Below are 18,454 nucleotides of genomic sequence, written 5' to 3'. Positions count from 1 at the left end.
TGAAAACCATGTTTCGTTTATTACGTCATTATATGAAGTGAGTTGTGAAAAAATGTTAGGCAGATGCCCGATTAGAAAAATAAAAAACAGCTCGGAGTAGAGCTGTTTCTTTAAAAACGTCTTCTTTTATTACGAGGCTTCCGTCTTCTTCTGATGATCTTGATTTCTTTGACCTTAATGAACCTCACGCCAATGAATATGAAGTAGGTAATGAGTGCGACATAAAAGAAGATTGGAACGCTTTCGAATTGGTTTTTGGCAACGAGATAAAACATATAAAATAAAAATAATGAGACGATCGTGCCGTATCTTGGCAGCGGGATGTCTTTTAAACTCGGAATTTTAATTGTACTTACCATCATGAGTGCCAATCCATAAAAGATTAAAACGAATACCCATAACGGAATCATTTTTACAAAAAAGACTAAAAAGACGACAATTCCACCAGCCGGGGGAATCGGGATGCCCTTAAAGTATTTCATGGATTCTTCAGAGTCTGTAATATTAAAACGAGCCAGACGGTAAGCGCCAAAAAGCGGGAATAGTCCTGCGAGAACAAAACCCCACATGCCTAAATTTGCAAAATAGGAATGGGCAGTAATAAAGGCAGGTGCCACACCGAACGAAACGACGTCTGCCAGGGAATCCAGTTCCTTGCCAAGCGTGCCTGAAACACCCAGGATTCGCGCTGCTCTTCCATCAACAGCATCCAGCATCATCGCGATAAATATAAGGATTGCTGCGTTTCGGAAATCGCCATGAGCGGCATACCCGATGGAAAGAAAACCACAAAATAAGTTCCCTAAAGTTAGGAGATTCGGAATATGTTTTTTCATTGTTCACGTCCTTAAAATAATACTGTTCCTTCTATAATAAATGATTCGAGATCAAAAGGTTATACTTTTTTGGATATCGACAAGCTTATCAGAAATGTTGAACGTGATAAAGAGCTGCACGTTTTTCCCTATAAATGCGCCATAATGGGGCACATTAAAGCTATTTCCACGTTATTTGTCCTCTGCAAAACAACCAAAAGTTATAAGACACTTTTTTTGCATCTAATAAGAAACTACTTCACGCTCTTCTTCAAATACCTCTCAAAAAGCAAGTCAATCAACAGCATCAGTGTGGATCTCGCAGTAATGTCATACCCGGCAAATTTAACGCGGTCGATTGTCATGCTCAAGTTTGTTATAACCATTTTTCCTAAAGTGGAGTCTGCAGAATTCGTAATCGCCGCCGTGTCGACTATTTTATATGAAAGCTTTTCAGCGGACTGGATCAAGGTTTTCGTTTCCCCGCTCGATGAGATGAAGAAAACGAGGTCATTCGGTTCGACCATGTTTGGCAGCAGGTCGATCATGTGTGATTCGTATGTATAATGGGTTTGCTTGTTCGTTTGCATGAGCAGCTTTGAAAAGTATTCCGCCATCATTTTGGACAAACCAACGCCAACAACCATAACGCGTTTCGCATGTTTGATTTTTTCGCTCAAGGCTTCCAACTCGTCTAGGTTAATGGTTTCAAAAGCCGTGTTGAACTCGTCTTTATACCGGTCCACTGGATTATCGTTCATCAGTGTCTGGCTCTCGATCGTTTTTAATATATATTTAAGCTCCGAGAAGCCTTCTAATCCGAGTTTATGAGACATCCTTACAATCGTTGTGGTGCTCACATTATTTACTTTTGCAATCTCGGTCAGCGAAAGCTTTTTTGCTGTGTCTAAATGCTGATCGATGTAGTAAAGCACTTGCTTTTCCGTCGGTGTACAATTGGACAGGCTGTTGCCAAACTGATCCAGGAATTTCCCCATCTGCTGTCTCCTCATTTCCGCACAATTCTTTCATTAAGTATAGCATGCCCATTTTTCATTCTGTACAAATATACAGACTCTGTACAAAGACTGCTGTTTCTTTTGTGTTACAACTAAAGTATAGAAACATGAAAGTGCTTTCATACTAAGTGCAGATTGGAGTGAATGTCATGCAACTACGAAACATGACACATCCGAATTTAGTCGTGTTCGATGCCGATGCTCAAGATAAAGAGCAAGTCATCAGGCAGCTAATTTCTAACATAAAACAAGAAGGTTATATCGATTCTGAACAAACATTTTTGAAAGCGGTTTTAAATCGTGAGGAAGTTTCTCCGACGGGTATGGAAAAAGGTCTAGCGATACCGCACGGAAAATCAGAAACTGTGAAAAAAGCAGTTTTCGCTGTGGCACGTCTTAAAACGCCACTTACAGATTGGGAGAGCATCGACCCCAGCAACAAAGTGCAGCTCGTGTTTTTAATCGCGATTCCAGAAAGCGAAGCAGGCACAACTCATTTAAAAGTACTGTCCACATTGAGCACGAACTTAATGAAGGAAGGCTACTTAGAAGGGTTGATGGCTGCAGAAACAAAGGAACAATTCTTAGACCGTTTAGACGTGGAAAAAGAAGAAGCTGTATCTCAAAAAGAGTTCACAAAAACCGTTGTAGCGATCACTGCTTGTGCGACAGGAATCGCACATACGTACATGGCGGCTGAGGCTTTGGAAAAAGCGGGCCGAGAGCTTGGTGTGAACGTACTTGTTGAAAAACAAGGGGCGAACGGGATCGAGGACGAGCTATCACGGAGTGTGATTGAAAAAGCGGATGCGGTTATTTTCGCAACAGACATCGCTCCAAAACAAAAAGAACGTTTTGCAGGGAAAGCATACGTACAAACGCGTGTAGCTGAACCTCTTCGAAAAGGAAAAGAAATGATCCAAAAAGCGCTAAACCATCCTGATGGGGTTGTTGAACGCGGTGAAGCAGACGAGTCATCTTCAACTTCATCAAATGGCGGGGGATTCTTCAAAGACATGGTACAAGCGGTTATGACAGGGATCTCGTACATGATTCCCGTGATCGTTGCCGGCGGATTGATGATGGGGATCGCAAAACTTGGTGCAATGCCGTTTGGTCTTGTAAACGAGCTTGGCGATCCGAAATATGCAACACACTCAAATGAATTATTTGTTATTCTCCATTTCTTGGATGCATTTGGCGGATTGATCTTTAAATTCATGTATCCGATATTTGCAGCGTTTGTCGCGTATTCACTGGCTGACAGAGTAGGTCTTGTAGCCGGATTTATCGGAGGCGCTTTTGCAGGCGGACTTCATTACACATTTTGGGGTATCACAGACGGGATTCCTTCTGGATTTTTAGGCGCATTGATTCTCGGATTAGCAGCGGGTTATATCGCACGCTTCTTGAACAGAAAAATTCAACTGAGCAGAAATTTTGCGGCGATGAAGCCGATGTTTATCATTCCAGCAATCTCTGTTCTATCCATTTTCTTTTTAAACTTTTACATTGTAGACCCTGTGTTTGGCGGATTGAATGTTGTTCTGCGCAACTGGATCGAATCCGCACAAGGTACTGGAGATGTTGTGCTAGCATCCATTATCGCTGCTGCGACTGCTTTTGATTTAGGCGGACCGATCAACAAAGCAGCAGGTGCCATTGCAATCGGACTTGCGGCTGACCAAGTGTATCCGTTGACGGCTCGTGTACTCGCAATCGTTATTCCGCCGATCGGACTTGGACTAGCTGTAATCATTGATAAATATGTTGTAGGACGCCGTGTTTTCCCGGCTGACCTTCGTATAGCGGGTAATACGTCATTATTATTAGGATTCCTCGCGATTAGTGAAGGGGCAATTCCGTTCATGCTTCGCAACCCGATCATCACGATTCCAATCAATATTATCGGTGCCATCCTTGGCGCAAGTACAGCTGTATTACTAGGAGCTGTACAATGGCTGCCGCTTCCGGCGATCTGGGGCTGGCCGTTAGTTGAGAACTTATGGGCTTACCTTCTTGGACTGGTTGTAGGTGCAGCATTCATCGCATTTGCGAACATTTTTGTACGATTTGCGATTTTAAAGAAAAAAGAACGTCAGGCATAAATGAATGAAAAAGGGGCGCATCTTGAAAAAGGTGACCCCTCTTTCTATTAGGCTGTGTTTTAAAAGATTGTTGGTTACGAGGCATGATTTTATTACCTCCAATGGCAGGTTCGTTGGAGTGTAAGGTGCGAGACTCCTACGGGATCAGCGGGACAGGTGAGACACTTAAAGGTGCGTAGCGCCAATGTGGCTCACCGCACGCCCCGAGGAAAGCGAGCATCCTGGAACGGAGATCAGCTACTTCCAAAAGCAACAAAGTTTGCAATAACAGTTTTTAAAAAGACAGATAGACACCTTGGGAGGGAAATCACCATGAAACAGAAAAAAGTATACGTCGTACCACATTCCCATTGGGATCGTGAGTGGTACTTTACAATAGAAGATTCCAACCTTTTACTCGTGGAGAACATGGACCGGCTGATGGACGTCATGGAAAACGATCAGGATTATACCGGGTATGTGTTTGATGCACAAAGTTCTATTATCGATGAATATTTGAAAATCCGTCCAGAGGAAAAAGGGCGTTTAGCGAAATTGATCAGCGAAAAACGAATCTTCGTGGGACCTTGGTACACACAGGCTGATTCACTACTCGTAAACAAGGAGTCTTTGATTCGCAATTTGTTATATGGAACTCGGATTGCCGAAAAAATGGGTCACTCGATGAACGTCGGCTACCTGCCTGATATTTTTGGTCAGAACACGTATCTGCCATCGATGTTCAAGGAATTCGACATCGATTATAGTGTGCTGCAGCGCGGCATTTATACGGACCAGCTAAATGGTGATTTGAATTTCACGTGGAAATCTCCAGATGGTGAGAGCGTTAAAGCGAACAACATTTATTTCGGGTATGGACCAGGGAAGTTTTTATCAGCTGATCTAGAATATATGGAAGAACGATTGCTGCCGATTTTAGAAAAAATCGCGGACATGAATGCAAATACAAACCACTTGCTGCTGCCTGCTGGCGGTGACCAAGTTCTTATTCGTGAACAGTTTCCTGAAACGGTAAAAGCATTGAACGAAAAAGACGAAAAACATGAATATGTGCTTTCAGATTATGAAACATTCATGAAAGACACATGGGAAAAGGATAGCTTCGAGAATGTGATCGAGGGAGAATTGATCGCCACGCAAAAATCCCGCATCCACAACACGATTCGTTCTCAGCGTTATGACATTAAGAAATTAAACGATATCGCAGAAGAAAAAGTAATCAATGAACTGGAACCGTTAGCTAGTATCGCGAGTACGCTTGGTTTTAAATATCCGCAAGCGTGGCTTGATGAAATGTGGAAGATGCTGTTTGACGTGCATGCTCATGACAGTATCGGAGGTTGCAACTCGGACGACACGAATCAGGAGATCGTAAACCGATTGACGAAAGTGATTCGAATTGCTGATGGCTGCATGAATCTCTTGAAAAAACAGGTGACAGAAGCGGTGAGCCGAAAGTTAGGGAAGGATTCTATTTTTACTATTTTCCACCTGCTTCCAAAAGCATTTAACGGCTCGCAGAAGGTTGTTCTTTTTACGAGAGAAAAAGAATTTTCAGTTCATGACTTAGACGGGAACGCCATTGAGATGGATGTATTAAATCAAGAAAACATTAGTGGCGGAAAAACGATTGTCGTAACAGCAGAAGGCGAGAAGGAAGTGGATGCACCAGGCTACTTCCGTCATGAAGTGCTTCTTCATAATATTGAACTTCCAGCAATGGGGTATGAGACGTTTGAAGTGGTTGAAGGTAAAATTTCAAGTTCAGATACACTTCAAAAGTTAAACAAGCGTTTAATTGAAAACGAATATTTCTGCATTTTTGAAGAGAAGGATGTACTGAATTTAGAAGTGAAATCAGCAGGAAAAACGATCACTGATTTTATTCGATTTGAAAATGCGGCTGACGCTGGGGACTCTTATGATTTTTCACCATTAGAGGGAGATGCTCCGTTAATCGTAAAAAAAGTGCAGTCAGTTTGTGTACATGCAAGCAGCGGCATTGAAATAATGGAAGTGAAGCATGTGCTAGAAGTACCTGCTGTTCTGGAAGAAAGAAAAGCTGGCACTATTTCTAAAGAGCTTGTAATCACTACACGTTTTGAACTTCAAAAAGGTGAAGATTTTATCCGGGTCACGCATGTAATCGACAATGACATAAAAGATCACCGCGTTCGTGTGTTATTGCAAACATCCATTGAAGCCCCTGAACACTCATTCGGCGATCAAGGATTCAGCTTGATTCAGCGTCCGACAGTGAATCCGTACATGGAGAACTGGAAGGAAGAGAAGTTTGCTGAGGCACCAGTCCCGATTTATCCGCTTGAAAATATTGCTGGAGCAACGAATGGCGAATTGACGATGGCCGTGGTAACAAAGGGAATCAAGGAATATCAGCTGATCAAGGAAACGGGTGAACTCGCATTGACATTGTTCCGCAGTGTTGGTCTGCTTGGCCGGGATAACCTGGCTTGGCGTCCGGGCCGTGCGTCCGGAATCAATAACAAAGTCGTTTACACACCGGATGCTCAAATGCAGGACAAAATGACGTTTGAATATGCAGTTCATGTTGGAATGGGTCATGATGTTAAACAACTGTTTAAATTAGTGGATCAATATCGCGGACACAATGTGAGTTATCAAAAGCAATCATTGAACACATTTGAAGAACGACTCGACCGTTTTGAGATTCCTTACCCTGTTGATGCACTGCCAGCACGGTTTAGTTTGCTGGATATTTCAGACGCTGATGTCTTTTATAGTTCGATGAAAAAAGCGCATGATGATCATTCACTGATTTTACGATTGTTCAATCCGGCTAGTAAAGTGCAAAGTTTCAAGCTATCAAGCGAATTGATCCACTCAGTCTCTCAAACAAAATTGAACGAAAAAAGTGTAACCGATGTGAAAGATGAAGTAACGATTCGAGCTAAGGGCTATGTCACGCTGAAGCTTTTAGTAAAGGAGAATGTGTAAATGAGTTTTCCAGAAAAAGTAGAGCAGCTCTTAAAGACGATATATGGTGAAGACTTTAACCAGGCATATAAAGAAAAGCTTTTGAAGACGGTTGATGAGTGGAAACAAAAGTCATGGAAAACGACAGAGCCGGTCACAGAAAAAAACGTGTATTTGATCACGTACGGCGACATTATTAAGGAAGATGGACAGCCAGCGTTAAAAACTTTGAACAAGTTTATCAGCGAGTATGCGAAGGAAGAGATTACGGATGTTCATCTACTCCCGATGTTTCCGTACACGTCTGATGATGGTTTTTCAGTTGTCGATTACCGTGAAATCCACCCTGAACTTGGTGACTGGTCTGATATAGAACATTTTTCAAAGGATTACCGCCTTATGTTCGATTTCGTGGCGAATCATATGTCAAAATCGAGTAAGTGGTTTCAAGGCTACTTGAATGATGAGCCGGCTTATAGGAACTTTTTTATTCCAAAAGAAGATCATTTTGATGCATCACACGTGGTTCGCCCTCGAACGTCTCCGCTTTTTCATGATTATGAAGGCGGAAAGACGGCTTGGACAACGTTCAGCCAAGATCAGGTCGACGTAAACTTTAAGCATTTTCCCGCATTGCTCGAGATGACGGAAATTTTGCTAGAATACGCGTATCGGGGTGGGACAAGCATCCGATTAGATGCGATCGGTTTTATGTGGAAGGAATCAGGAACAACGTGTATCCACTTGCCACAAACACACGCAATCATACAGCTGTGGCGCGAGATTTTACAGGAGCTGGAGTTGAATACGCTCCTCATTACCGAGACAAATGTTCCGCATAATGAGAATATTAGCTATTTTGGCGATGGTGAAAACGAAGCGCATATGGTGTACCAATTTTCTTTGCCGCCGCTTGTTTTGCATACGTTAACGACGCATGATGCTTCCAAACTCACGAATTGGGCAAAAACGATCGAAAAAGTGTCAGATAAAGCAACGTACTTCAACTTTTTAGCGAGTCATGACGGAATCGGCATGCGTCCGACGGAAGGCATTTTAACTGAAGACGAGCGTTTTGCTTTGGCGGAGAAAGTGCTGGAGAATGGCGGCCGCGTTTCGTATAAAAGCAATCCGGATGGCACCGAATCACCTTACGAGTTAAACATAAATTACATGGACGCGCTGATCAACAAAGAGGAAGATACGAATGAAGACATTCAAGTTCAGAAAATGCTTGCGGCACACTCTGTTCTGTTTTCGGTCATGGGTGTTCCTGCTGTGTATTATCACTCGCTCCTTGGATCCGGAAATGATTACGAGGGTCTTGCATCTTCAGGGATTAACCGCAGAATTAATCGTGAGAAGTTTAGCTATGAAGAGTTGGTCGGAGAGTTAAAGACGTCATCAAGAAGGCAGAGCGTTTTTGACGGCATGAAGAAGCTGATTAGAACTCGCCAGAATCAATCCGCTTTCTCACCTTTTTCTGATCAAACGATTTTGGAATTAGACAATCAGATCTTTGCAGTTGAGCGAAAAAACAAAGACACGAATCAAACGATTTTGTTTGTTGTAAATGCGGCAAATAAGGCTGTAAATGTGGAACTTCCATTCAGCGGTTTTGATCTGTGGAGTGATAACTTTGTTGAAGGAAATGTAGAGCTGTCGCCGTATCAGTTTATGTGGATAAAAAAATAAAGGATGTGGAAGCGATGAAGATTGTGATCGCACCCGATTCGTTTAAAGAAAGCCTGACAGCGGCCGAAGTATGCGCTGCTATACAGGCCGGTTTTCAAAAAGTGCTGCCTGACGCAGAATACATCCATGTCCCGATCGGTGACGGAGGAGAAGGAACCGTTCAGTCAGTGGTTGACGCAACAGGTGGTAAAATCGTTGCCGTAGAAGCAACGGGACCGCTTGGGAATAAAGTTGAAGCATTTTATGGTATTACAGGTGATGGGAAGACAGCGGTGATCGAAATGGCTGCAGCTTCCGGTTTGCACCTTGTTCCTTGGGAGCTTCGAAATCCAATGGTTACAACAACGTTTGGTACGGGAGAGCTCATTTTAGATGCGCTAGATAAAAAAGTGGGGCGGATCGTTCTCGGACTCGGCGGTTCAGCAACAAACGATGGCGGAGCTGGGATGGCACAGGCACTCGGCGTGAAATTCAGCGATGTGAACGGAGACGAACTTCCTTTCGGTGGTGAGGCATTGGGAGAGCTTCTTGCAATTGATATTTCAGGAATCGACCCTCGCTTAAAGTCTGTAAAGGTAGATGTCGCGTGTGATGTGACGAATCCGCTGACTGGACCGCTTGGCGCATCAGCCGTGTTTGGACCGCAAAAAGGCGCTTCTCCAGAGATGGTCGTGAATTTAAACAATTGTTTAAAAAGATACGCAGAAGTCATCGAGCGAAATCTGGCAATAAACGTTGACGAACTGCCGGGAGCTGGGGCTGCCGGAGGGCTCGGAGCTGGTGTAGTTGCGTTTTTAAATGGTGAATTGCAGAGCGGTATTGATTTGGTGCTCGATGTAATCGGTTTTGAAGATGCGGTTCGAGATGCTGATCTCGTACTTATAGGAGAAGGCCGCATCGATTCACAAACTGTTCATGGGAAAGCACCTGTTGGGGTGGCAAAAAGAGCGAAGTCCGTAGTGGATGGGATTCCGGTAATCGCGATTGCCGGAAGTATCAGCGACGGATATGAAGCAGTTTATGAACATGGCATCGATGCAGTGTTTAGCGTTGTGAATGGAGTAGTCACATTGGAAAAAGCACTATTGGACGGTGCGGTGAATGTGGAAAAGACGGCTGAAAACGTGGCGCGGGTGCTGAAGATTCGTGTTTAATAAAAAAGGTAGTCATACAAATGAAATAGCCCCTTTTTCTCAAGGGGCTTCCTAACTTATATAGGTTTGAGATATTTGATTGGAAAATTTGGATTTGAAACTCTCGGGGTTTATTTAGAGGCTTCCAATTTTGATTCTACTCGAAATAACCTTTTGTTCAGCGCTTCCGATTTTGAGTCAATCTTGCTGTTGAATGTCTTCAATAAAGCAATAACATCTTCGTTCTGGCTAACTTCAATGCGCGTCACGATATCACGTATTTCATGGAGATTGGATTCTAAACAATCTACTTTAACATCCAAGTTTTCTACTTTAACATCCAGGTTATCTACTTTAACATCCAAGTTATCTACTTTAACATCCAAATAATCTACTTTAACATCCAAGTTATCTACTTTAGTGTCCAACTGACTTACTGTACCCATTAGCCCTCTTTGTCCATCCTCAAGATTGCTCAGTTTTAACAAAATTTCATTTAAGACCTTTTCCACCTTTCTCACCTCCTTTTTCATCGTTCTTATCATTTTACAACAGTTTATTCTTGTCGTACAGTTGGGGTAAATTAAACAAGTGTTTAACATACAGGAGGTCTTTGCATGAGTGTCATTGATATTAACTGTGATATGGGTGAAAGTTTCGGGGCTTACCGGCTCGGTACGGATGAAGAGATTTTAAAGTATGTGACGTCCGCTAACGTTGCGTGCGGGTTCCATGCGGGTGATCCGGCAACGATGTTTAAGACGGTAAAACTCGCGCTCGAACATAACGTGGGAATCGGGGTGCATCCCGGATTGCCTGACCTTGCTGGGTTCGGCCGCCGGAACATCGATATCACACCTCAAGAAGCGTACGAAATGGTCGTTTATCAAATCGGTTCTTTGTGGGCTTTTGTAAAAGCTGAAGGCGGAAACCTTCAGCACGTCAAACCTCATGGGGCACTTTACAACATGGCAGCTGTGAACAAGGGTTTGTCAAACGCGATCGCTGAAGCGGTTTATAAGGTGAATCCAGAGCTGATCCTGTTTGGACTTGCGAACAGCGAACTAGTAAAAGCAGGCGAGAAAATTGGGCTTCGAACCGCATCTGAAGTTTTTGCAGACAGAACGTATCAGCAGGATTGCACATTGACCTCCCGTAAGCTGCCGAACTGCATGATCGAAAACGATGATGATGCAGTCGCACAAGTGATCCGCATGGCAAAAGAGGGGAAAGTGCTCACACAGCAAGATGTTGATGTGGATATACAAGCAGATACTGTTTGCATTCATGGTGATGGAACTCACGCCTTGTCGTTTGCAGAAAAAATCAGAAAAACGCTTGAAGAATCGGGAATTACTGTAAGGAAAATCAGTGAAAGTTTATAAAAGAAGAGAGAGGCTGGCTTAATGAGTCAGCCTCTTCCATATATGTAGCTCGTTTCATGAAGGATTCCACATTCTGGATTTTTATTCCCAGACTTTTTAATTCGAATCCCACATTTTTAAAAGTTAATCCCACACTTTTTCCGCTAATACCCACATTTTTTGTTCAAATAGCCACGAGCAGCCAAACTTCGACACACATTTCAGCCAACATACCCTCTCCTCATTTCGTCCACAATTGTGTAAGATAAAAATATCAATATAGAGAGAAGGAACGAAAATGATCTGGGCCTATGTATTCTTATTTCTAGCCTCTTTTGTCATGGCGGCTTTTGAATTACCGAAGTGGTGTTTCATTCTTGTGATTTTAGCCTTTTTCATATGGATCATTCTTACCCGTATATATCCGTTAGCTTGGGAGAAAAACGCTGAAAAAACCAAAAAATTTCTAAAGAAATCGAGACATCCATATTACCGATTTATTTATGAACTGCTTTATCAGGATGAAGAAAAAGCGGAAAACTCACTAGCGGAAATAAAACAAAATGCCGTTAAGGAAATGGCAAAAGTGATGCTGTGGACGAAGCAAGAAAAATATGAAGAAGCGAAGAGCACTTTAAGCGGAATGAAAAATGATGATTTTAAACATTATTACACTGCTGTCATTGCACAAAAACAAGGAAATCTACAAGAATATGCCGCGAGTAAGAGCCAACTAAATGATGCAGCTTACTTAACCTGGCTTGAAGCAGAAGAAAAAGCACTTGCAGGTAAAAAAGAAGAAGCTTTAGGGATCGTCGAGGACCAGATGAAAACATTGCGGGGGCTTAAATTGCTGACCGCTATTCATTATAAAGACGAACTAATGGGGCGCTGAATTTAGTTATGAATACATTTACTATTTTGGGTGAGGATACGAAAATCGAAATCACAATTTAAAAAACAGCTCCCTTTTGAACGGGAAGCTGTTTTTTATTTGTTAATCTTATTTATCTAGTACTTGATCATTTGCTTCTTTTTCCGGTGCCTTATCATTTTTAATGAAAAAAGAGATGATAAGACCTAGTAAAGAAAGAACGGAGACGACGATAAATGCCATATTCGCTCCATACATATCAGGGTAAGAGATTTCTGGACGATGTTTGGCAGTCTCAGCTGTCATCGTCATTACGGTAACAAGTATGGCAGTACCGACTGACGCCGCAATCATTTTCATTGTATTATCCATAGCTGCTCCATGAGGAATTAATCGTTCAGGTAACCTGTTCAACCCTGCTGTTGCAACAGGCATCATTACCATTGATAATCCGAACATTCGCACCCCGTACATGACCATGATAAAAGTAAAGGATGTCGAGGGATTTAAATTTGAGAAGGCGAATGAAGAAACAGTAATAATCGACAAGCCCGTAACGGCAAGCCATCTAGCACCAACTTTATCAAAGATTCTACCTGTAATTGGTGACATCATACCGGTAATTAACGCACCCGGCAAAATAGCTAAGCCAGCTTCAAACGCTGTAAAATTTCTCATATGTTGCATGAACAGCGGAATAATGGTTTCTGCCCCGATCAATCCCATGAAGGTAATCATTCCAATAGAGACAGTCAAGGGGAAAATGGAATTCTTAAACACTCTAAACTCAAGCATCGGATGCTCTAACCGAAGTTGCCTTGTAATAAAGAACACCAATGCCAACAAACCGACCACTAGCCAAATAATTGTACTGGAGGCTAGCCAACCATTATTTCCAGCGCATGTAAATCCATAGAGCAAGCCGCCGAATCCGAATGATGATAAAACAATTGATGGAATATCTACTCTAGGCTTGGTGATCTCCGTTACATTTTTCAGGGCAAAAAAGGCAACCAGAATATCGATAAGGGCTATAGGCAAAATAATGAAAAATAAGACTCTCCAAGAATAATGAGAGGTCACCCAGCCTGATAGCGCTGGACCGATTGCTGGTGCAAATGAAATAACGAGGCCGACAAGCCCCATCGCAGATCCTCGTTTGTTAACCGGGAAAATCATTAAAAAGACGGTTTGCATGAGTGGAAGCATAACACCTGCCCCACTGGATTGAATGACTCTTCCAAGTAGAAGCATTTCGAAATTTGGAGCTAATCCTGCCACTAGTGTACCGAAAGCGAATATACTCATAGCCGATATAAAAAGCTGCCTTGTGGTAAAACGTTCTAGCAAAAAGGCGCTAACAGGAATCATGATGCCATTTACAAGCATAAATACAGTCGTCAGCCATTGCGCGCTGTTTGCAGTAATATGCATTTCATCCATAATTGGTGGTATGGCGGTTATCATGAGTGTCTGATTCAATATTGCGATAAACGTTCCTGCAAGCAGGAGGGCAGCAATCGTGGACTGTTTATAGTTTGGTGTAGTTTCTGTCATTTGTCTCCCCATTCCCCTAAGTATTTTAAGTTAATTCAGGTATTGTGATTATTTAGTTACTTCTAAACAACTAAATAAATAGGATGCTTACAAGCTTACACGTTTTCCCACAAAAATAACATTAACTCGATCTTAGGGGAGAAGGATAATTACACAGGGTAAAACGATCAAAATAAAAATGGTTTAATATCAACATAGTCATGCACGGTTTAAACAAATGTTTAAGATTTATTAAAAAACAAAAAAGGCTATCCGTATTTTTACGGACACCTTTTCTGCTTTATCTTCCACTCTTTGAATCTCCTGATTTTGAACCATTGTTTTTCCAGCCCCTAAAAGCAAGAAAACATGTTAACGCAAAAAAATAGGCTTCCTCCGATCCATAATTGAGCTGCTTCAGAAAATGGATTCTTAATGGAAAAGGGGAAAGTCATTTTACTTATAACAAAATCGCTTATCAAGCTAAAAGCGACCATAAAAACACTAAAGACAATCAATTCTTTTAGAAAAGGGAATACATTACGCTCATTTTTTTCCCATCTCAGGAATGCTAGTGCGATACCCAGTCCGATGAACATCGACCAATCCATATAGACACCTCATTGTTTTTCTAAAATAGATATTCCTTAAATGAAAAAAAGATGTAAAATACAGCAAAAATCAAAGGGATGAACATGACGATCATACTTTTCTTTTTGTTCAATTCCCACGTATTAACCCCGAGCGCAAACACACTCGTCAATATCATGAAAATACCGATTTTTTTCAGAACAGGAAAATCCTCTATAATTCCAGTGAAAAGCAGCAGCATACCAAGATGTCTAAACACATCTTCAAAAAAAACTGAAGGCTTTTTGATGCTGTTCCAAAACTCCGTTTGCTCATTCTTAGGGAGCTTAACGTATCTTCTAATAAAAGTTGCCGCAGGTATACTCCATAAGAGGATAAGGAAAATGAGATCGAACTTGGACATAACTTTGCCTCCCACCATAAATAACATTAATCCCATAATAATCCAAATAAAGCGTTGAAACTATATAATAATATTTTATATAGATAAAAGGAATAGTTTTAATAAACGATTTGTATTTTACGAATGCCAGAAACTGAGTTAAAGTAAGTACAATCTAATTTAATAAAACCAGCTCAAACTATGTTATGTGATTTATTTCACAAATTGACTTATAACGGGAAGGAAGCTGAAGCATGAGTGTCCTAAAAAGAATTGTACAGGTCGGCATCCTGATCATCCTGTATCTCATCGGAAATGAAATAACCAAATATCTGCACCTTCCTATTCCAGGCAGCATCGTTGGATTAATTCTTTTGTTTTGTTTGCTTCAATTTAAGATCGTAAAATTAGAATGGGTCGAATTAGGAGCGACTTTTCTTTTGTCTGAACTCCTTCTTTTCTTTGTCCCTTCAGCAGTTGGGATTATTCAATATGAAAAGATTTTGAGTTTATATGGCATTAAGCTGGTCCTTGTCATCGTGTTGAGCACCATTGCTGTTATGAGTTGTACGGGGCTATCATCCGATTTTTTCGCGAAGCTTAGAAAGGATGCAAAACATGATTCTCACTCTTGAAATTCTTAGTTTTTGTCTGACTATCTTCATTTTTTATATGTGTAAAAAACTTTATGCCCGCTGGACCTTTGTACTTTTATCTCCTATATTAATTACGCCATTCCTTCTTGTTGTGCTTCTGCTCGTTTCGCATACACCTTATACTGCATACGCGGAAGGGACGAAATGGCTGACCAATTTATTAGGGCCAGCAACAGTTGCGTTTGCTGTTCCGATGTATAAACATTTTCATCTTCTAAAAAAACATATCGTTGAAATTATACTTAGTTTGCTTACCGGCTCGTCCGTTGCAATTGTCTCGACCTTTCTGTTTGCGCTCTGGCTTCAGTTAAGTCCTTCGTTAATTAACAGCTTAGTGCCGCGTTCCATCACGACACCCATTGCTATGGATATTTCAAAAACGATCGGAGGCATTCCAACGATGACAGCAGTTTTTGTTATTGTGACGGGACTGACGGGAACAGTCATCGGACCACTGCTTATTCGGATTCTTTCGATAAAAAAATCAACCTCCAAAGGTCTAATGCTAGGGATGGGAGCTCATGGAACAGGAACTTCGAGAGCGTTTGAAATTGGGGAGCTAGAAGGTACTTTTGCAAGTCTCGCTATGATTGTCGCAGCAGTAATTACGATCATCCTCGCGTTCACCATTTTTCCTGTCTTGCAGTCAGATCTTCTGCAACGATAAAACTTTCATAGAATGACCCAAAAGATGCTAAGAAACCGATCTTCTGGGTTGTTTTTTTATGTAGGCTGTTTTCGCATACTTTGCCGCTTTTGTAAGTGGTTGATTTCCGTTACAGGATGCTCGCTTTCCGCGGGGGGTGCGGTGAGCCTCCCTGGAGCTTTGCACCTATGGGGTCTCACCTGTCCAGCTTCAGCGGTTAGCCCCTCGAGGTCAAAAATTTAATGGTCATGAAGGCAAAAAGCGCCTTCTTAGACCATTACCCTTTTGCTTGTCGGGGCTGATATAACCGCATCAGCTTTTCGGACTGTAACCCTGTTCCCGCAGGAGTCTCGCACCTTTCACTCCGATCAACTTTTCAATGTTGAAAATGAACAAAAACAAGTAAAAAGCAACAATCTTTTAGAAAAGTGCCTTTATGAGACACGGTAGAAAAGGAAGGGTTTCAGAACTTTGAAATCTACTTTAGATTAAGGACATGGGCGGGTTTGATAAATATGCGGGCGGAAAGAGAAAAAACATGAGCGCGAAACAAAAAAATACGGGCGATAACCGAGAAAATGCGGGCGGGAAACCCAAAAACATGGCGGAAGAGACTGGAGGCAAACAAAAAAGCACCTCCTCGCAGGAAGGTGCTCTCTAATCTATAAAACTCCAAACTTCTCGTCCCGAACATCTGTTATGAACATGTGGCCTGGCGCATGCGTTATCATGATCTCGGGCTTTACATGCATGGCGACCGCTTGTGGTGTGACGCCGCATGCCCAAAAAACAGGAACTTCCCCATCACGAACCTCAACTGGATCACCGAAGTCAGGATTCGCAATATCACGAATCCCGATGCTCTCTGGATTTCCGATGTGAACGGGTGCGCCATGAACAGAAGGGAAGCGGCTCGTTACTTGGACAGCTCTCACGACGTCTTTTTCAGGAATGGGGCGCATGCTTACGACCATCGGACCTTCGAATCGACCGGCTTTTATACATTCCATATTCGTCTTAAACATCGGAACATTACAGTCCTGTTCGATGTGCCGAACCGAAATATCATTGTTCAGAAGCGCGTGTTCAAACGTGAAGCTGCATCCGAGGAGAAATCCGACCATGGAATCGTCCCATAAATCTTTAATGTCTGTTCGTTCCTCAACGAGTTCGCCATGTCTGTATACCCGATATTTCGGAATATCAACGCGCAAATCCGCATGAGGGGCGACAATCGCAGGAATCGCTGAACCCGGTTCCGTTACATCCAATACCGGACATGGTTTCGGATTTCGCTGGCAAAACAATAGAAACTCAAATGCTAATTCTTTCGGCAAGACAGCTAAGTTTGCTTGTGTATAGCCGCCTGCAAGTCCGCTTGTCGGTTTCACCCAGTCACCGCGTCTGATCAATTCGCGCGCTTCGAATGGGTTTATTCTGTCAAAAGATTGCATGGTATCCCCTTTATTGTTTTACGCAAAAAGCTTCGGAATTTCTTGACCAATCGTATAAATGCTCATGCCTGCCATGATAACCACGATGAGGACACCGAAAATGGTCATCCAGACAGGGTGTTTGTAATCTCCAACAATCTTTTTCTTATGTGCCGCAATCAGCATGACACCTAGTGAGATCGGCAGGATCAGTCCGTTCAATGCACCTACAAAAATAAGAACTTTAACAGGCTGTCCAATGATGACAAGAACAAGTGTAGAAAAGGCAATGAATCCGATAATGATCCACTTGTGATACTTTTCTAATGTCGCATTAAACGTACGGATGAATGATACAGAAGTATAAGCTGCGCCAATTACAGAAGTGAGGGCTGCAGACCACATGATAACACCGAACATTTTATAGCCAATATTACCGGCAGCTAGCTGAAAAACAGACGCTGGCGGGTTAGCTGGATTAAGCTTCAAGCCTTGTGAAACAATTCCGAGTGCTGCTAAGAATAGGAAAATACGCATGATTGATGCGATTCCGATTGCAGATACAGAGCTTCTTGTTACTTCTGCTAGATTTTCTTTGCCTTTAATTCCTGCATCAAGCAGTCTATGTGCACCAGCAAATGTGATGTAGCCTCCGACTGTACCACCGACGAGTGTTACGATAGCGATGATATCAATCTTGTCAGGCGCAAACGTTTTTGCTACCGCTTCTCCCACAGGAGGACTTGCGGTAAACATGACATAGACAGTAAGTCCGATCATGACAAATCCAGCGATCTGCGCAAAGCGGTCCATGGCTTTACCTGCTTCACGGACAACAAATACAAGAATGGCAATAATACCGCTCAGCAATGCCCCCATTTTTGGTGATATACCGAACAATACGTTCAGTCCAAGTCCAGCTCCGCCAACATTGCCGATGTTAAAGGCAAGGCCGCCGATTACGACTAAAATGGCGAGAAAGATGCCGAGGCCGGGCAAAACACCATTCGCGATGTCCTGCGCCCTTTTTTCAGAAACAGCGATAATTCGCCATACATTCATCTGCGCGCCAATATCAAAAAGGATGGAAACTAAAATAACAAAACCAAAACTTGCAGCGAGCAGAGATGTAAAGTGCGTCGTCTGTGTTAAAAATCCTGGGCCGATGGCAGAAGTGGCCATTAGGAAAGCGGCGCCGAGAAGTATACTTGCTTTTGATTCTTTTTTCATGTAAATCCTCCTAGTAT

General features: G+C 42.3%; 16 protein-coding genes. 9 read left to right on the top strand and 7 right to left on the bottom strand.

Features of this window, described 5'->3' with window-relative positions:
- Positions 1–110 precede the first annotated feature (110 nt).
- Positions 111–836, bottom strand: coding sequence for a CDP-diacylglycerol--serine O-phosphatidyltransferase (pssA, locus tag J2X07_RS11050; protein WP_310258766.1), 726 nt, complete (start codon positions 834–836; stop codon positions 111–113).
- A 233-nt stretch (positions 837–1,069) separates the two neighbouring features.
- On the bottom strand, positions 1,070–1,813 hold the full coding sequence (locus J2X07_RS11045) for a MurR/RpiR family transcriptional regulator (protein WP_310258765.1): 744 nt from the start codon (positions 1,811–1,813) through the stop codon (positions 1,070–1,072).
- A 170-nt stretch (positions 1,814–1,983) separates the two neighbouring features.
- Here J2X07_RS11045 and J2X07_RS11040 point away from each other — a divergent pair, with 170 nt between their 5' ends.
- The 4 genes from J2X07_RS11040 to J2X07_RS11025 all read left to right on the top strand — a co-directional run bounded on the left by J2X07_RS11040 (position 1,984) and on the right by J2X07_RS11025 (position 9,746).
- On the top strand, positions 1,984–3,942 hold the full coding sequence (locus J2X07_RS11040; RefSeq protein WP_310258764.1) for a fructose-specific PTS transporter subunit EIIC: 1,959 nt from the start codon (positions 1,984–1,986) through the stop codon (positions 3,940–3,942).
- A gap of 312 nt (positions 3,943–4,254) precedes the next feature.
- Positions 4,255–6,918, top strand: coding sequence for a glycoside hydrolase family 38 C-terminal domain-containing protein (locus J2X07_RS11035; RefSeq protein ID WP_310258763.1), 2,664 nt, complete (start codon positions 4,255–4,257; stop codon positions 6,916–6,918).
- A complete protein-coding gene (locus J2X07_RS11030; protein ID WP_310258762.1) occupies positions 6,919–8,592 on the top strand; it encodes an alpha-amylase family glycosyl hydrolase in 1,674 nt (557 codons plus the stop codon).
- Positions 8,593–8,606: 14 nt separating this feature from the next.
- Positions 8,607–9,746 carry a glycerate kinase gene (locus tag J2X07_RS11025; RefSeq protein WP_310258761.1) on the top strand — a complete coding sequence of 380 codons (1,140 nt, stop codon included), beginning with the start codon at positions 8,607–8,609 and terminating at the stop codon, positions 9,744–9,746.
- A gap of 110 nt (positions 9,747–9,856) precedes the next feature.
- On the opposite strand, the gene J2X07_RS11020 is transcribed toward J2X07_RS11025, so the two are convergent.
- Complete coding sequence (locus tag J2X07_RS11020) at positions 9,857–10,237, bottom strand: hypothetical protein (RefSeq protein ID WP_310258760.1); 381 nt, start codon at positions 10,235–10,237, stop codon at positions 9,857–9,859.
- A 105-nt stretch (positions 10,238–10,342) separates the two neighbouring features.
- Here J2X07_RS11020 and J2X07_RS11015 point away from each other — a divergent pair, with 105 nt between their 5' ends.
- A complete protein-coding gene (locus tag J2X07_RS11015) occupies positions 10,343–11,110 on the top strand; it encodes a LamB/YcsF family protein (RefSeq protein WP_310258759.1) in 768 nt (255 codons plus the stop codon).
- A gap of 277 nt (positions 11,111–11,387) precedes the next feature.
- Positions 11,388–11,984 (top strand): hypothetical protein, encoded by a 597-nt coding sequence (locus J2X07_RS11010; protein WP_310258758.1) that lies wholly within the window; start codon positions 11,388–11,390, stop codon positions 11,982–11,984.
- A 108-nt stretch (positions 11,985–12,092) separates the two neighbouring features.
- On the opposite strand, the gene J2X07_RS11005 is transcribed toward J2X07_RS11010, so the two are convergent.
- Both J2X07_RS11005 and J2X07_RS11000 read right to left on the bottom strand, forming a co-directional pair.
- Positions 12,093–13,520 (bottom strand): DHA2 family efflux MFS transporter permease subunit, encoded by a 1,428-nt coding sequence (locus J2X07_RS11005; protein WP_310258757.1) that lies wholly within the window; start codon positions 13,518–13,520, stop codon positions 12,093–12,095.
- A gap of 610 nt (positions 13,521–14,130) precedes the next feature.
- Positions 14,131–14,493 (bottom strand): hypothetical protein, encoded by a 363-nt coding sequence (locus J2X07_RS11000; protein ID WP_310258756.1) that lies wholly within the window; start codon positions 14,491–14,493, stop codon positions 14,131–14,133.
- Between the two features lie 233 nt (positions 14,494–14,726).
- Here J2X07_RS11000 and J2X07_RS10995 point away from each other — a divergent pair, with 233 nt between their 5' ends.
- The 3 genes from J2X07_RS10995 (at position 14,727) to J2X07_RS10985 (ending at position 16,435) form a co-directional block, all read left to right on the top strand.
- Positions 14,727–15,107, top strand: a complete 381-nt coding sequence (locus J2X07_RS10995; RefSeq protein ID WP_310258755.1) for a CidA/LrgA family protein — start codon at positions 14,727–14,729, stop codon at positions 15,105–15,107.
- Positions 15,091–15,795 (top strand): LrgB family protein, encoded by a 705-nt coding sequence (locus J2X07_RS10990; protein ID WP_310258754.1) that lies wholly within the window; start codon positions 15,091–15,093, stop codon positions 15,793–15,795. Before J2X07_RS10995 ends, J2X07_RS10990 begins: the two co-directional genes overlap by 17 nt.
- A 517-nt stretch (positions 15,796–16,312) precedes the next feature.
- Positions 16,313–16,435, top strand: a complete 123-nt coding sequence (locus J2X07_RS10985; protein ID WP_310258753.1) for a hypothetical protein — start codon at positions 16,313–16,315, stop codon at positions 16,433–16,435.
- A 1-nt stretch (position 16,436) separates the two neighbouring features.
- Here J2X07_RS10985 and J2X07_RS10980 read toward each other — a convergent pair whose 3' ends face one another.
- Positions 16,437–17,228 carry a putative hydro-lyase gene (locus J2X07_RS10980; protein WP_310258752.1) on the bottom strand — a complete coding sequence of 264 codons (792 nt, stop codon included), beginning with the start codon at positions 17,226–17,228 and terminating at the stop codon, positions 16,437–16,439.
- 18 nt (positions 17,229–17,246) lie between these two features.
- The gene (locus J2X07_RS10975; protein ID WP_310258751.1) at positions 17,247–18,437 is read right to left on the bottom strand and encodes an NRAMP family divalent metal transporter; all 1,191 of its coding nucleotides are present in this window, start codon (positions 18,435–18,437) and stop codon (positions 17,247–17,249) included.
- Positions 18,438–18,454: the final 17 nt, after the last annotated feature.

It is taken from the genome of Fictibacillus barbaricus (assembly GCF_031457135.1).
Taxonomy (GTDB): domain Bacteria; phylum Bacillota; class Bacilli; order Bacillales; family Fictibacillaceae; genus Fictibacillus; species Fictibacillus barbaricus_A.
The sequence above is the reverse complement of the archived record's forward strand: the minus strand, read 5'-3'. Positions and strand labels throughout refer to the sequence as shown.

What these genes read in the sequence shown, in the direction of transcription:
- J2X07_RS10985 (WP_310258753.1), top strand. Translation starts at nt 16,313, where the DNA reads ATGAGCGCGAAACAAAAAAATACGGGCGATAACCGAGAAAATGCGGGC.
- J2X07_RS11030 (WP_310258762.1), top strand. Translation starts at nt 6,919, where the DNA reads ATGAGTTTTCCAGAAAAAGTAGAGCAGCTCTTAAAGACGATATATGGT.
- J2X07_RS11015 (WP_310258759.1), top strand. Translation starts at nt 10,343, where the DNA reads ATGAGTGTCATTGATATTAACTGTGATATGGGTGAAAGTTTCGGGGCT.
- J2X07_RS11005 (WP_310258757.1), bottom strand. Translation starts at nt 13,520, where the DNA reads ATGACAGAAACTACACCAAACTATAAACAGTCCACGATTGCTGCCCTC.
- J2X07_RS10980 (WP_310258752.1), bottom strand. Translation starts at nt 17,228, where the DNA reads ATGCAATCTTTTGACAGAATAAACCCATTCGAAGCGCGCGAATTGATC.
- J2X07_RS11045 (WP_310258765.1), bottom strand. Translation starts at nt 1,813, where the DNA reads ATGGGGAAATTCCTGGATCAGTTTGGCAACAGCCTGTCCAATTGTACA.
- J2X07_RS11010 (WP_310258758.1), top strand. Translation starts at nt 11,388, where the DNA reads ATGATCTGGGCCTATGTATTCTTATTTCTAGCCTCTTTTGTCATGGCG.
- J2X07_RS11000 (WP_310258756.1), bottom strand. Translation starts at nt 14,493, where the DNA reads ATGTCCAAGTTCGATCTCATTTTCCTTATCCTCTTATGGAGTATACCT.
- J2X07_RS11040 (WP_310258764.1), top strand. Translation starts at nt 1,984, where the DNA reads ATGCAACTACGAAACATGACACATCCGAATTTAGTCGTGTTCGATGCC.
- pssA (WP_310258766.1), bottom strand. Translation starts at nt 836, where the DNA reads ATGAAAAAACATATTCCGAATCTCCTAACTTTAGGGAACTTATTTTGT.
- J2X07_RS10990 (WP_310258754.1), top strand. Translation starts at nt 15,091, where the DNA reads ATGATTCTCACTCTTGAAATTCTTAGTTTTTGTCTGACTATCTTCATT.
- J2X07_RS10995 (WP_310258755.1), top strand. Translation starts at nt 14,727, where the DNA reads ATGAGTGTCCTAAAAAGAATTGTACAGGTCGGCATCCTGATCATCCTG.
- J2X07_RS10975 (WP_310258751.1), bottom strand. Translation starts at nt 18,437, where the DNA reads ATGAAAAAAGAATCAAAAGCAAGTATACTTCTCGGCGCCGCTTTCCTA.
- J2X07_RS11035 (WP_310258763.1), top strand. Translation starts at nt 4,255, where the DNA reads ATGAAACAGAAAAAAGTATACGTCGTACCACATTCCCATTGGGATCGT.
- J2X07_RS11025 (WP_310258761.1), top strand. Translation starts at nt 8,607, where the DNA reads ATGAAGATTGTGATCGCACCCGATTCGTTTAAAGAAAGCCTGACAGCG.